This window comes from Paenibacillus sp. BC26 (assembly GCF_900116125.1).
In the GTDB taxonomy this organism is placed as follows: domain Bacteria; phylum Bacillota; class Bacilli; order Paenibacillales; family Paenibacillaceae; genus Paenibacillus_Z; species Paenibacillus_Z lignilyticus.
On the sequence record NZ_FPAD01000002.1, the window covers coordinates 685,806 to 701,043 of the forward strand.

The 15,238-nt window shown below is 47.0% G+C and carries 10 protein-coding genes; 2 read left to right on the forward strand and 8 right to left on the reverse strand.

The window, feature by feature from the left end; translation table 11 throughout:
- Positions 1–47: 47 nt before the first annotated feature.
- From BM412_RS19240 to BM412_RS19270, 7 genes are all read right to left on the reverse strand, one after another.
- The gene (locus BM412_RS19240; RefSeq protein WP_177245929.1) at positions 48–1,643 is read right to left on the reverse strand and encodes a glycoside hydrolase family 43 protein; all 1,596 of its coding nucleotides are present in this window, start codon (positions 1,641–1,643) and stop codon (positions 48–50) included.
- Positions 1,643–3,565: a DUF8034 domain-containing protein gene (locus BM412_RS19245; RefSeq protein WP_091221920.1), complete on the reverse strand. Its 1,923-nt coding sequence runs from the start codon at positions 3,563–3,565 to the stop codon at positions 1,643–1,645. The genes BM412_RS19240 and BM412_RS19245 overlap by 1 nt, the downstream gene beginning before the upstream one ends.
- A gap of 24 nt (positions 3,566–3,589) precedes the next feature.
- Positions 3,590–4,489, reverse strand: a complete 900-nt coding sequence (locus BM412_RS19250; RefSeq protein WP_091221923.1) for an aldo/keto reductase — start codon at positions 4,487–4,489, stop codon at positions 3,590–3,592.
- On the reverse strand, positions 4,486–6,420 hold the full coding sequence (locus BM412_RS19255; protein WP_091221924.1) for a right-handed parallel beta-helix repeat-containing protein: 1,935 nt from the start codon (positions 6,418–6,420) through the stop codon (positions 4,486–4,488). The genes BM412_RS19250 and BM412_RS19255 overlap by 4 nt, the downstream gene beginning before the upstream one ends.
- 109 nt (positions 6,421–6,529) lie before the next feature.
- On the reverse strand, positions 6,530–8,317 hold the full coding sequence (locus BM412_RS19260; RefSeq protein WP_177245930.1) for a type 2 periplasmic-binding domain-containing protein: 1,788 nt from the start codon (positions 8,315–8,317) through the stop codon (positions 6,530–6,532).
- A gap of 45 nt (positions 8,318–8,362) precedes the next feature.
- Positions 8,363–9,259 carry a carbohydrate ABC transporter permease gene (locus tag BM412_RS19265; RefSeq protein WP_091221930.1) on the reverse strand — a complete coding sequence of 299 codons (897 nt, stop codon included), beginning with the start codon at positions 9,257–9,259 and terminating at the stop codon, positions 8,363–8,365.
- 17 nt (positions 9,260–9,276) lie between these two features.
- The gene (locus tag BM412_RS19270; RefSeq protein ID WP_256256452.1) at positions 9,277–10,227 is read right to left on the reverse strand and encodes an ABC transporter permease subunit; all 951 of its coding nucleotides are present in this window, start codon (positions 10,225–10,227) and stop codon (positions 9,277–9,279) included.
- Between the two features lie 153 nt (positions 10,228–10,380).
- Here BM412_RS19270 and BM412_RS19275 point away from each other — a divergent pair, with 153 nt between their 5' ends.
- Complete coding sequence (locus tag BM412_RS19275) at positions 10,381–11,937, forward strand: response regulator transcription factor (protein ID WP_177245931.1); 1,557 nt, start codon at positions 10,381–10,383, stop codon at positions 11,935–11,937.
- A complete protein-coding gene (locus tag BM412_RS19280; protein ID WP_091221935.1) occupies positions 11,934–13,751 on the forward strand; it encodes a sensor histidine kinase in 1,818 nt (605 codons plus the stop codon). Before BM412_RS19275 ends, BM412_RS19280 begins: the two co-directional genes overlap by 4 nt.
- Before the next feature lie 529 nt (positions 13,752–14,280).
- Here the strand turns inward: BM412_RS19280 and BM412_RS19285 are convergent.
- A complete protein-coding gene (locus BM412_RS19285) occupies positions 14,281–15,237 on the reverse strand; it encodes a TniB family NTP-binding protein (RefSeq protein WP_091221938.1) in 957 nt (318 codons plus the stop codon).
- Position 15,238 lies beyond the last annotated feature (1 nt).

Here is a 15,238-nt window from a genome sequence, read left to right on the forward strand (position 1 = left end):
TTGGTAGGACGGATCTTACTGAATCAGTTCAGCTACATTGCTTATTATCAGAGTGGCTGCATCGTAAAGGAGCTGAATTGAGCAAAACCCTCTGTCTCTCCGTATACCCCTTTGGCATAGAGGCCAATTCGCGGCGCAGTGAAGCACAAGAAGCGGTTGCTCCGTTCAGGGTACAGAAATTCCGCTGATAATGTGATGCCGGTTTCTTCGAAGACTAGGCCTTCTAACGAATAGAGCAGCGTAATGATCTGAGTTTTCGGCTCTAATCGGATTTTGAGCCAAAGCCGCTCGCCGGGCCGTATAGACAGGCGCCATGTTCCAAGCGTTGTCTTTAGCACTTTCACATATTGTCCCACCTCTAAATAGAGGCCTTCGTGTTCTTGATTCTCGTGCAACCGTTTCACGTCAAAAGACTGGCCCGCCGTCTGACCGAGCCCGTTTCGAACATTGAAGAACAGGAACGCATCTGTGTCCCGATACATCGTCATCCCCGCTTCCTCGCCCCTGCTCTCAGGGTGGAAGGCAACCGTGGCCGTCGCCTCAAATCCAAAACTCTGCCAGCGTCTCGTTACTATTAGAGTCGATTGGAGTGAGAATGGGATAAACGGTTTGCAAGCTATCCGAAGCCCTTCGGAAGACAAAGAATAACCTTCTTCAATAGGATGTCGTACCCATTCCCAATCGGGGGAAAGCTCGGTACCAGTAAACTGATCATGTAGATTACAAGTCGGCGCTTGTGCCACCTCGCTCTGCGACAGCACGATAGACACGCAGGGTTCACCTGCGTCTCCGACCGTGAACCATTCATCATCCGTCCATTGCACCGGCTGAAGGAACGTCTCCCTGCCAAGCGGGCAAAAGCCTCCTGGCGTTAATGGTCGTCCTCCGAGATGGAACATCCACCAGTTGCCTTCCTCATCTTGAACAAGCTTGCCATGTCCCACCCGCTGTATTGATTTCTCGGAGTCACGCTGCATAAGCACAGGATTATGCGGACAAGGCTCATAAGGCCCCCAAATCGAGCGGCTCCGCGAAAGCGTTTCCATATGTTCGAAAAAGGTACCCCCTTCAGCAAGCATGAGGTAATACCATCCGTTTCGTTTCAAGATATGCGGCGCTTCAGGGGCAGCGCCTCCCGTTCCCGGCCACACCTGCTTAGCTTCACCGACGAGGCTGGTACCGTCATGCTTCATTTCATGCACCCAGCCGCCGCCGAACACTAAATAGCGCTTCCCATCGTCATCGTTGAAGATCGACGGATCAATAAAATGATGATTGAGCATAGTCACCTCACTGTAAGGCCCTTCCGGTCTGTCGGCCGTAAATAGCAGCGTCGTGCAGCGCGGCTGTCCGTGGTAATAGGGAACGACTACCCAGAACTTGCCGTTATAATACGAGATATCCGGTGCAAATACGCCGAAAGAGTCCGGCATCCCGGTTAGATCGAGCTGACTCTTCCGCGTAATGACATGACCGATCGGCTTCCAATTCGCCAAATCGCGGGAATGGAGAACTTGAACGCCAGGGAAAAACTGAAACGTCGACGTCACCATATAATAGTCTGAGCCTACCCTGACTATCGAGGGATCCGGGTTATCTCCGGGGAGTACCGGATTAAAGACTTGCTGAGTGGCATCGATCATCATAGCTTGCTCCTTCCGCGAATAATCTGTTGCGGACTTGGCCAAGGCAAGTCGTACGAAGGTTCATTCACGTAACGCTCCATCGATAAACGCAGCGTGATGCCTGTTCCAGCAGGCATGGAAACGTGCAGCCATTTTCCGTTTACTTCTACGGATCCCAGAACTTTGCCCAATTGGTCGATTATTTCTCCAAGCCCAAAGCTGTGCTCGCCGAACACACCTGCCTGAACGATTAACTCCCGGTCATCGAATGTGCTCGTGTTGACCAAATGCAGCGTCATGGAATCCGACTCCAGCTTCTCTACTAGGGCTGAAACTCCGACAGGTAACCCAGGGCGTTCAGCCGTCGCGTCAAAATATCGCACGCGGCCATGCTGCATCCCTCCATGAGAAATATGCATCGGCCCTCCCAAAGTCAGCTGAACAAGACCTTCAAAGTAGAGCGGACACATCTCCTGCCAAATGTGAATGGCGGAGTACATCCCTTCGCTATAATGCTCCGTCCAACTGCGTGGATCGCCTTCCGGTGATCGCATCTTGGCCAATTGATTACCGATCATCTCGAAATTGGCGCTAAGAATTCGTTTCGGATAATCCGGATTGAATCCGCGGATATATTGAAACCATGGCTGCGTATTGCCAATGTAATGCTTCGTTTCGCGGCCTGTTCTTGGATCTCTCCCGGAAAATGCCGGCACAATAACTTCGTTCCAGTCATGATCCTTCGCGATTCGCTCGACGCGATCCAGATCTTCGTCTGCCATCGACATCGTCCATAGATAGATCGGATATTTGGGCAGCGCTTCGCGAAAGTCCGTCCAGCCTGAATCAAAATGCTTATAAGGAACAAGCCATTTGCCGTCTTGCTCTCGTCCCAGTTTCCAGTTAGCGTCTAACTGCTCCCTCGCAAGCCACAGCCCATTCATATCCCCGGTTAGCAACACGGTATTCATGCAAGCGTTCGTCAACGGTTCAATAATAGTCATAAACCCGTGCGGCCATCGCCAACCGTAATATCCGCCCCACCATTTGCCGTCATTATACTCTCCGATTTGCCCTGTCAATCCGATGTTGTCGGGAATAATCCCTCCGTTTAATCGTGTCCGATCCTGCCATGCATCCACGTATTCAATCACCCAGTTTTTCAGCTTCTGCTCCCCAGTGTGAAGAAACGCATGCGTGATCAATCCCGTTGCGTTCAAATTAAGCGGAACATCGCCGCGGTTCATTCGTTCGTTCATCATTCGGATGATGTGCTTATAGATGCCGTCGTTCGACCAAGCGCATTTCATGCTTTCGAAATCCACGCCAGGAATATCCTCATATGGGGCTAAATAATCGTCGAGGATGCCACGGTGCGTGCTCCAATCCTCCTCATCGACTTCAAAACGCGGTCCTCGGCTCCCATTTAGCGGCGAGCGGATTAGCTTCCTATCGGAATCATAGTTTGGAGCTTCCGGATCTTCCCCTGTGTACATGCGCGCAAAATTAACAGCGCGCTGGCGGTCCTTCAGCGTCGCTGGCCCCGCCAACCCAAGGAAATAGAGATATAGATAGCCTTCTCCGTGATGCATCCAGTCATAGTAGGCATCAAATTCCCTGTGAAGTTGACCGTACTCTGTCCACTGCCAGGTGATCCCGTCCCAAATTTTACGCGACACTTCATAAAGCTCGCTGCTTCCGCCAAGCACATAGAGCAGTGTCAGGTTCATAAAGCCTTCATAAGGATCGTCCGATCCGTCCATACCCGGCCAATGATCAAACCAAATGAGCGTCCCATCCGGATGCGTGTAACGTTCGACGAATTCCTTAGCCGCCTTGTTCAAGGTTTCGAATAGCAGTTGCTCCTGAAGCGCCCATTGCGGAGGAACGATACGTGTCTCCGCGCATACTTTAGCCATCACGTTAATGCTTGATGTCATTACATTCACTCCTCTAACTAAGAACTAGTCAAACAATGGCTGACCTTGGAACAGATCATAGACGCGCTGAAGCTCTTCCTCTTCCAAGCCCCTCCCATCGCAGTAGGAAAGGTTGGTTCGAAGAGAAGTCCGCGAGGATGTTCCCGTTAATGTCACATGAATAGCGGGTTGGCTTATGCTAAACCTCATGGCCGGTTCAATAAGGCCCTTTGGCTCCGACCTGCGCAGGAATTGCAGCTGGTCGATGCGGCTTTGCGCTTTACGCGAGATTTCCTCTTCCAGAAAATGAGCGGGAGCATCGGCCAGCATGCCCAGTCCCAGAACGCTGCCGTTGATGACGCCGATACCGGTTTCCTGCGCAAAGGGCATCACTTCATCCTTTGCCGTATGGTCGATCAGCATATAACGGGTATAGAATTGAATGGCATCGAAGCTGCCAGTTCTCATATAGTCCATGAGCAGTGGCAGAACGCGCGTTGTTACGCCTGTAAAACGGATTTTCCCATCCTGTTTCAGCTTCTCGAGAGCAGGAACAGTTTCGTTCATAATGAGATCGACCGGTTGCGATTCCACATCGTGCAGCTGCAGGATATCGATCCAATCGGTTTGCAGCCTCTGTAAGCTCTCTTCAACGGAACGGATCGTGCTGTCGTAATCGTAGCGATGATCCGAACGGACCGCTTTCGATGCGAGAATAACTTTATCTCTGCGCCCGATAAGCGCTTTGCCGATCCGGCGTTCGGATTCGCCCATGCCATACTTAGGCGCGGTATCTATTAAATTAATTCCGGAATCGATTGCCTCGTGCACGAGGCTCTGCACCTCCGCTTCATCCGTCCTGCCGAAGTCTCCTGCAAGCGGTGCACCGCCAAGGCCGAGCTTGGAGACGCTAAGGCCGGTTTGACCGAATGTTGTATAAATCATAGAGTTACCTCTTTCACTGATTGATGTAAACGAGGAAGATTGCGAATACCGTTAGCTTCTATTAACGCACTGACAGGTGTCGTTTGAATGGGCTCCCAAGGGAAATCGCTCTTCAGACCGATCAAGCTCTGATCGATCGGTGTAAAACCGAGCGCCAAAGCAGGCGAGTCCGAACGAAGTCTGAAATCTCCATTCTCGGCATCCACGAAGAGCGGATCCTTGCCGAGTACGGTATGTGCATCGTGTCCATAAGCCGCCTTCCAGTTCTCATGAGAGAAAACGGTACTTTTATCGCCCATAAGTACATTTGTTGAACCAATCGGCTCGTAAATGAGATTATGATCGAAGCCCGCAATCCTCTCCGGCAGCTCACCATCATAAACAGATGTATAAACGGGATTCCCCGCAAAACCTTCGGGAAGGTGTTCAAAGCCATAAATCGCGGTCGTATTATTGTTGTATAGGATATTGCAGCCAAGTTTCAAACCATATGAGACTTCGGCGAATTCTTGCATCCAGATCGCCCATGTCAGACCGTTATTCGCAACAATGTTATTACATACCCGATTTTCAATGCCTTTCTCCATAATGCCGAAAGCATGTCCGCCGTGTATTCCATATACGATGTTATTCGTGACTGTCATGTAATCCGAGCAGTCATCCAAATAGATGCCGCCGAACCAGTTGCGCCAATGGTTGAGATTAACAAAGTCGTGTACGCAGTTATGATCGTATACATTCCCCATACCTACTCCCCAAGATTCAATGCCTGCTCCGTCCTCGGAGTTCGTCATCACATTGGAGATGTCATTAAACAAGATCCGATTATTTCGGGTATAAAGAAAATCATAGCGATTGTCTCTGGTCACCGGGATCCCATAGATAGATCCATGATTTTCGAGGACTCCGTAACGATCGCCTTTCATGGAAATGCCATATCTCGGCGCTTTCATAATGCGATTATTAGAGATCTCGTTGTCACCGCTTTGATGAAGCTGTATACCGGAGCCTCGCGTCAGCTCGAATTTGCCGCTGTCGTAGATAAAATTGTTGGATACGATATTGAACTTATTGACATAAGCATCTTCTGCAGACAGAAACGGTCCTTGGTCAAAGGACCAACCCGTTAAATAAACCCCGTTTAACCCGGAGCCTTCAATCCAGTTTCCATAAATCTCGTTACGCTGCGCGTGCTTGTTGAGCCATATTCCACACACACCGGCATTCATGAGTTTGCAATTCTTAACCGTAATAGATTCCGCATTTTCCATATAAATGAGACCGTGCTTTGTTTCTTCACGCTCTGCGTTGCCGTTTACAAAATCAATGGAGTCCACATAATCAAAATGCTGGACAGTATCCGTTAATTGAAGCTGCAGCCCGATGATTTGAATATTCCTTACCGGAGCAGAAGGCGAGCTTCCAGTCAGCCGGAACATATCTGTCATGGTAGGTGCGTTAATGATCGCGCTGGAGATTTCCCCGCTTCGCGGCCAATAGAACAATTCGCCTGCTTGTGTATCCAAATACCATTGCCCTGGACCTGTAAGCGCGCTACTTGCGTAACGAATCCCCCATTCATCGTGTTCGATTAAGGATTGAAATGACCAATGACGACCAACCTTCGCTTTATAGACACTAAATTTTATGTGCTCCCAGTTTGTAATTCGTTGTCCTCCGTAGAGAATCGGCTTTTCGCCTGTGTAATTGCGGTACTGAACTTTAAATCCGTTTGAACCGCTATCTCGTTCGTCAAGCACGAACTCGCTATCCAGATAATAGATGCCTCCGCGTATATAAACGACGATATCCTTCGTCATTAGGCTATTAATGGTGCGGACGCAGTCGCGCGCCTTCGCAAGCGTCGCAAAAGGTTCTTGTTCCGTACCGGGATTCCAATCACTACCATGAACAGATACGTAATAATTCAAGTTCAACGTCTCCTTCAACCCGTTCTTAAACAGAAAGCGGCTATATTTGGAGCCCGTAGATTCCAAATATAGCCGCGGCGCCAATTTCACTTATGGATAAATCAGCCTGTTATTGAACGTGATATTCTGTATATTTGGATGCTTTTGCAGATGCGGCAGCCAGCTCGGTTTGAGCCCATTGGAAGTTTTTATCCGCACCTAATTGTGTTGCCTTATCGATCAGCTCTTGCTTAAGCTCGTTGAATTGCGCGTCATTCTTCGCGTATACCATTTTCCATGACATCGTTTTGAGGATTTCACCCAGCTTCTGCTGAATCACCTTGATATCATCCGAAGGAGCTCCTGCGAGTGCCACTACGCCATCGTCTTGAACAACCGTCAAATTCTTCTTGGCATAGTCATACACATTCAACGAATTATTCGCAGTTGCCCACTCCTGCTCGGCCGACGTCAGGTTTTTCTTCACGAACTGCGACCAACCTTCATGCGTAATCGACTCGTTCGTTCTTGGATCGATGTTCCATTTATTTAGCATCAAGAAGCTTTCATAGCCGGCTGTGGAAGGATCGTTCTTCGCCACTTTTTCCAAGTATTCAGGCGCATACTCGGCTTTGCCGTTATTGAGTGTCCATGCCTTGCCTTCAACGCCATTCATCAGCTCAGTCGAGCCCTGTACCGTTGCGGAATAGTTCAGCAGTTGGATAATACGGTCCGCATTTTTGGAATTTTTGCCGATGCCGAATACGTAACCGCCGCCGACCGGCAATTCTGCTTGTACAAGCATTTTCGCTTCGTCTTTCGGGAACAGTGGAATCATGCCTGCCATCGGATTTGATTTCACGAGATCATTGCCGTTAAAGATTTGCGATTGCCAGCCCCACATCGTCGTAAGTACACGGCCTTCTTTCGTTTTGCTCTCTGCATTCGGCCATTTTTGGGAGATCGAATCCGGATCAAGGATACCCTGTTGGTTCGCTTTATGGAAGAATTCTACGCCTTTCATGTAATCGCTGGACGGATCAAATACGCTCTTAAGTTGTTTGGTAGTTGGATCGTATTCCGTGAATTGCAGCGTTCCCGAGTTTGCGCTGACACCCATGTATCCCGGAATCGTAAAGTCGACCAAGCTCATACTGATGGAATCCCAATCGCTCCACAGCTGCAATGGATAAACTTTCTGACCTTTGTCGTTCTTCGGATATTCCGATTGCATCGTTTTCAATGTGTTCAGCAGATCGTCAAAGGTTTTCAGTTCCGGAGATCCGGCTTTCTTGTAGAGATCATATCTGGAATAGAGAGCCATATGAAGAAGGTTCGTTGGCTGACTGACGCCGATTTGCGATGCCAAGCCATACAGCTTGCCTGATCCATCGCTATAATTGTCTCTCATGTATTGAAGCATCGAAGGCAGATTATTTGTGATGTCTGGGCCGTACTGCGCGACCAAATCATCCAAGGACATCAGGACGCCTGCCTTGACAGCGCTTTCGAATTGCTTTTTATCCTTGAACTCGATCAGGTCCGGCATATCGCCGCTTGCCATGATTGCGGAGAGCCTTTCGTCGAATTTATCGCCGGCGAAGATATGATCGATTTTCAAGCCGAATTTCTTCTCGAAGATCTCTGTTGAAATCTCATCGCTCTGAACGCCGGAAAGACTGCTTGGCCCAATCAACGCCGAAATTTTGACTGGTTCAAGCGGCGCCTTCTCCTCAGTTGCAGTCGTCGTGTTATTCGAATTCGCCGCGTTCGACGTGTCGTTCGAAGCCGTATCACTCTTCGTATTTCCGGTAACATTACCGTTATTCCCCGTGTTCGAGCTTCCACAGCCAGCCAAACTTGCAGTGAGCATCGTAGCGATTGTCACCGCCGCTAAAGCTGAAACCTTCTTCTTCATTCTTGTGTGCCTCCCCATTTGTATACATGCGTCTATATTGTAGTTCTACCCTTTCACTGCACCTAGCATAATCCCTTTGGTAAAATAACGTTGCATAATAGGATAGATGCAGACAATCGGGAGAATAACAACCATGGCAATCGTCATGCTGACCGCGGTTGGTGTGAGCGTAAAATTCGTGGCTGATAGGCCTGCTCCACCGTTAACCATAATTTTGCTGGCTAAAGCATCCGCTTCCGACATGAACTTGTACAAGACAAATTGCAGCGTGTTCAACCGTGAATCTGTGATGAGAAACAAATTATCGCGCAGGTTATTCCATTGATTGACCGATTCGAATACGGCAACTGTGGCCAGAATCGGTTTGGACAGCGGTACTAAGATGCTCCAGAATACCCGAAATATACCGGCTCCGTCGATTTGCGCTGATTCCTCCAATGCGCTCGGGATGCTCTCCAAAAACGTCTTGATCAGAATGATATAGAACGGAGCAACGATGTAAGGAATGATATATACGGCGAACGTATTCATCAGATGAAGGTTTTTTATGTTGATAAACCATGGAATCAAGCCTGCATTAAAGTACATCGTGACCAGCACGAACCGGTATAGAAATTTCCGCATAAGCATGTGAGGCTTTGTGAACAAGAATGCAAGGAATGACGAGCCTGCGAGCGTACAAGCTGTACCGACAACCGTTTTGAGAATCGTAACCCACAGCGCCATGCCAATTCCGTCAAGCTTGAGAACATGAACATAGTTCTGGACATTGAATCCCTTCGGGAAAACGACCAGCGCACCGGATGCTACCCATTTGTTATCGCTCACCGTAAGGACGAAGATGTAATACAAGGGAAAAATACAAAGCAACGCGAACAGGATAAACACTGTACTGTTGATAAAGCTGAAGCTGTAGCTACCGAATGATGCCTTTTGTTTCATAATGGGTAATCCCCTCTTTAAATGATTCCTTCTCCGCGAACCTTCTTCGAGGCAAAGTTCACCGAGAACAAGAGCGCAATGCTGACAACCGATTTCAATATGCCGACCGCCGTGGCAAACGAATAATTATAGCCTGACATGCCATTTCGTATGCCGACATTGTACACATAGAGATCGAGCACCTCGATGGAATCGGTGTTCAGTGCGTTCTGGAAAACCAAGTACTGATCGAGGCCGTTATTCAAAAAATTGGCTATGCTAAGCATCATCAGTACGAAGAAGGTAGGCATTAAATGCGGTACCGTGATGGACCACATGATCCGGAACCTCCCGGCGCCGTCGATCCTGGCCGCTTCATACAGCTCGTTGTCTATCGAAGTAACGGCGGCAATGTAAATAATGGCTGTCCAACCGATCGTTTTCCAAGCCAAGTACGCCGTTTGAGTCAACCAGACATGGCTCGAACTAACCAAGAAGCTGATCGGATCTTCAATGATATGAAGCTGTATCAGCAGCTTGTTGATAAAGCCGTCGGATTCCGAGAACATGGAGAATGCGAACGCATACACTAACGGCCAGCTTAAGAAATTCGGAAGCGTCGTCAACGTTTGAATGGCTTTCTTCAGCGGCTCAAACTTCATCTCCACGAGGAATAACGCGAATATTAGCGGCAATACTTGAACGAGCAAGCTTAAGAAACTAATGCCTAGCGTATTCGACATAATCCGCTTCACTTCGTCGACTGTGATCGGATCACTTAAAATCATTTTGAAGAAGAAGAACCCTTTGAACTCCGAATCGAACAACTTATGGCCGAGCTTGTAATCGAAGAACGCGTACATCCATCCGTATAGAGGCAAGTAGCTGAAGACGAATACCAGCGCTATGAATGGCAAAGCCATATAAAACAGTTTCTTGCCTTCCTTCTCGGAAACGGTTACAGTTTTACTGCTTGCTGTGCTGCTCATGGTTGAGTGTCACCTCCCTTGATACTAATGGTAACGGAGGAGCAGGATGACTCTCAATTGTCAAAACTCTCAATCGTACTGTCAAAACTCTAGAGCCTTTTCACACCATCGGCTTTTATGCTATCTTAGATGCTAACTGGAGGGATCTGTCACATGTATAACGTGCTGATCGTAGATGATGAACCGATCGTAGTCGAAGCATTGCGGAAATCGACCGTTTGGGATGATTTTGGTCTTGAAGTAATTGGGGACGCTTACAACGGAATTGAAGCCCTTGAGTTGCTGGAGAAACACCAAGTCCATCTTCTGATTACGGATGTTCGTATGCCGCAAATGGATGGAATCGAACTCATTCGCAGCATCCATCAACGCGGATGGGACATCAAGATTCTTATTCTGAGCGGTCATGACGATTTCTCATATGTAAAGCAGGCTGTCAAGCTTGGTGTCGAGAATTACATGCTGAAACCTCTGGACAAGAACGAATTCGTTGCAAGCATCTCAGCGATCGCGGAGAAGCTGCAGGATACCACGAACCGTCAGATCGGACTTGCCGAACAGTTGAACGCGTTTCGCGAGAACATCCTGCTTCGATGGGTTACAGGTTCAATCACGAGAGCCGAATTACACGAGAAATCACAAATCGCTCAAATCGAGCTAAATCTCGATTGCTATCGCATTGTGATCATTAAAATACTGAGCGGCGAAGATAACGCGCAAAAGCATATGGCTGCCTTAACGATCCGCGATCTGCTGGCTCAACGATTTAACCACGATACGATGCGTTTGTCTTTCTGTGACTCATCCTATGACGTGGTTGCCATATTCTCTGAGCCTACTAAAGTAAGCGTTGGCTCTCCTCTTCTAGGGCAGCTGAAGCTATTTCTTTCCGAGATTAAAGCTCGAAATAACGTCCATATCTTAATCACGATCGGGCATCGGACAACTGATATGCTTGGAGCAAATCTTAGCTATCAGTCCGCCAAAGATCTGCAGGGCTACAGTTTTCTATTGCCACCGAATAGCCTGATCGATTCCGACGATGATACGAAGAACCACTCCGGACAAGACCAGATACCGAGCCTTCCTTACGAAACCATCAATAACTTGATCTTGGCCGGAAGGAAAGAAGAGTGTCTGGAATTGACGCGAGCCGCGTTAGAAGGTTTGCAAGACGCATCGCATCTCCCGCTTTCACAAATCAAGAATGCGCTGCTTGAGCTGCTGTTTCAAATCGCCAACACCGTGAAAAAGTCCGTTGTTAATCAGCAGCATGTTCCGGATCAGTTCAAGCATCTTTACCTTCGATTCGAGTCCTCTTCCCGATTCGATGATCTAGCTAAGCTTGTTTATGACACTGTTGCCCTAGCTTCGGATATCTTCGGCGATAAGAGCGGCACTGCCAACGCGACGATAAAACCGATCTTGGACTATGTCTTGCAGCATTCAAATCAAGATTTATCGCTAAAGACGTTGTCCTATAAATTTAATATTAATGCGTCTTATTTGGGTCAGCTTTTCCGGAAAGAAACCGGGATCTTGTTCAGCAGCTACCTGAACCATCTGCGAATCGAGAAGGCAAAGGAACTGCTGTTGCAGACCGACATGAAAATAACGGACATAGCAGCCAAAGTCGGTTACTTGGAACCAAGCCATTTTTATAAAATTTTCAAAAAGGCGACCGGTGTGTCACCGGCAGAATTCAAATGAAAAAACGGATACACATCAAGCTGTTTACCCGAATCCTGCTGCTATATATTCTGGTTCTATCCGTTGCCCTCTACATTTTCACAGGGTATGTGTCAAGAAACTCCTACGCATTACTGAAGGAAGGACAAATCGGAATCCATCAGCAAATTATCGCAGCACTACAGAATACGATGAACGACCGTACGAAGACGATTAAAGACATCCTGCTCAAAATATACGATGACGAACAGTTATTTGCTTATATCATGAGTATGATGGACGTTACAGACCAGTCAGAATCTGTGCCCTTAGACTCCTATGAGAGAAAGAACATGGCTTACAAACTCGAGGACCTATTAAGCCTTGACCCTAACATTAACAACCTCATTTTCTATAACAGCCATTCGCAGAAGGCCTATTTGTACATGTACGATTTGGACTATGCCTTCTTTGACCATACGGAAGCGATTCTGCAGAACATGCCCCGTTTACGGGATGTGTCACAGGAAAGCTTTATAATTCCTGCCCATCCGGGGGAATACGTGGCCTCTCAAGCATCCAAGAACTACTTTGACGTCGCCAGTAACTTTTACTACCCTAGCTCCAGCCTCTTTCTTGGCCGTTTCATCGTAGAATTCGGGATGGACGACCTGCAATATACCATCAACCAGTTTGGCAAAGACATGAAAGGCTATCTGCTAGTGTTAACGAGGGATGGAGAGGTTGTGTTCGACTCGTCTTCGACCTATTATGGGCGAAAATATCCCTACTTCGAGCAGCTACGCCAATCGTCAGATTCCGTGATGTTGGCCGAGGACAGCATTGTCAGAACGGCCAGCTCCGATAAAGACCCTTTTATTTATGCAGCCGTATTACCCAAGTCAGCATTGAAAAAGCAACTGAATATTTTTAACAACTCCACTTATATCGCAGCCATTATTCTGTTGCTCTTCATCTTCTCGGTTTATTTTCTTGTGACTAGCATCATATCCAAGCGGGTTAATCGGATCGTCAAAGCAATGAGCAAGACGGTTGAAAGCAATTTGGCTTACAGGATCCCTTTAAACAATAAAGATAATGAATTTGAACAAATCGCCATCCATTTCAACAAAATGTGCGACAGCCTGCAAGACCATATTAATAAGTCTTACGTCTACGAGCTGCAGCAAAAAATCGCGGAGATGAAAATTCTCGAGAACCAGATCAATCCGCATTTCTTGTACAATTCGTTAGAAGCGATACGAGCAAGACTGGAGATCGACGGGAATGACGAAGGCGGAGAAATGATTCATTCGCTCGCTGCTCTCTTCAGGGCATCGCTCAAAGCAGACTCGGTCGTCACATTAGCTGAAGAAATCGACTTATGCAACATGTACCTCAAAATATTCAATGCGAGATATCAAAACTTCTTTCACTACGAGATCGAAGTCGAACCGTCGATTATGGGGTACGGCATCATTAAATTGATTCTCCAGCCGCTTATCGAGAATTACCTCATACACGGCTTCGACCGTAAGCGTCAAAACAACCTGCTTACGATCCAGGGTTATAGGAATGAGAATGATCTCCGTATCACAATAACTGATAACGGAAGCGGCATTGGACCGGAGAAATTGAATGAAATCAGGCAAAAACTGACCCGCCCTTCACAATCTTCCGATAGAGGAAGCATAGGATTGTACAACGTTAACGAGCGGATCAAACTATTGTTTGGAGCGGCCTACGGTTTGGAGATCGAGAGCTCCGAGCTCAAAGGAACGACGATTATCGTTCGAATCCCTTGCAGACAACCGCATGAGATCAAAGCGGCCCAGCTCGAGATTGGCAACGTTTAATTAGGCAAGGCAACACCAAGAAGGCCCTCCCCTTATCGATGATAAGAAGTGGCCTCCTTGGTGTTTCTACACAACCTAAATCTTAAATGCGAGACCGCCGGACGTCCATAAAGGATAGACAAAATAATTTCCGCATCTCTATAATCACATTTGCTATCTCCATCATTAGAGTGCCAACAATTTGTGTTAGTAGCAGAAGGAGGAATAGATATATAGTAGACTGACTACTACGGCAGCAGTAGTAGTATAGTAGTTGGTGTTATCTTTCATAAATAATTGTAATTTAGAGACCGCAAACCCGCGTGGTTCCGTTGTTGTTATTTCATAATTAGCCCTAGAAAGGGAGAGAAAACTTTCTCTGTTTCAGGTTAAATTGTAGTAGAAATTGTACCAATATGCAGTAATTGCATAAATATACAAACCTCTTCTGACTTGGTCTAATTGTTTCTATCGGATGCTAATCCTTGTTCGACAATGTGAAAAGGACCAGCCCGTTGAGCTGGTCCTTTTCACACAATCTTGGGTATAACTATTTCTTCTTTTTCTTCCCTTCCTCTATCATCGCTACTTTAAAATTAAACTTGTCATCATTAAAAGGGTTCACAGCATGCGGTCTTGAAGATAAATCGAGCTGACTGAAAGCAACATACAAATCATTTTCATGTACATTATCTCTATTCGCCGCGACAGCCTCACAGGTCGCCACCTCAATTGTCCGCATTAAAACTCGAAGGTTACCCATAGAGGCGTAATAAAGCTTTTGTGATAACTCAGGGTCAGCCAGACAGGAGGATGCAGGAAACGGCAGCCTTTCATCCACAGACTTCAGAAAAGCACGAAAATATTTATCGTAACTGAAGGGACTAAATCTCTGGCGATTTGTAAATCTAGTATCCAATTGAATGTTGGTTTTGAAGAGTGATTCGGCACTCGGAATACCACTCAAGACTACTGGAATTTTGATCTCATTGACAAGACCTTTAATCCAGTCAGCTACATTAGACTTCACACGTTTATTTTCACTGTCATTAACATGCTGGAACTCATCAAGAAACAATAGTTTTATATCACACTTTTCAGCAAGATGAATGATCCTCGCCTTCATTGATTTTTCGGTTCCTTTATCAAAGAAGGGATCCCCCATTTCAAGTAGAATCTTAGATGCGACATCCTTGGGCTTGGCACCGGAAGGTAATTCCACCAGTAATACAGGAATAATATCTCCCTCCATTTCCTGTCTACGTGGAAACTTATCCCTATAGTACTCCAATACTGTCGACTTCCCAGTCCCTGAATCCCCGAGTAAACACATACATTCTGGCTTAGGGGAATCCTGTGATAACATGTGGCATTTATAAATCTCCTGGAAAATCTTCAAAAAGCTAGGGTGATGAATGACAATTTCCTTCACCTTATCCATAGCTTCTTTTTGTTTACTCAAGAGGATAGGATCTAATCCAAAGCTTTCGAAATTCTCAATTGCCATG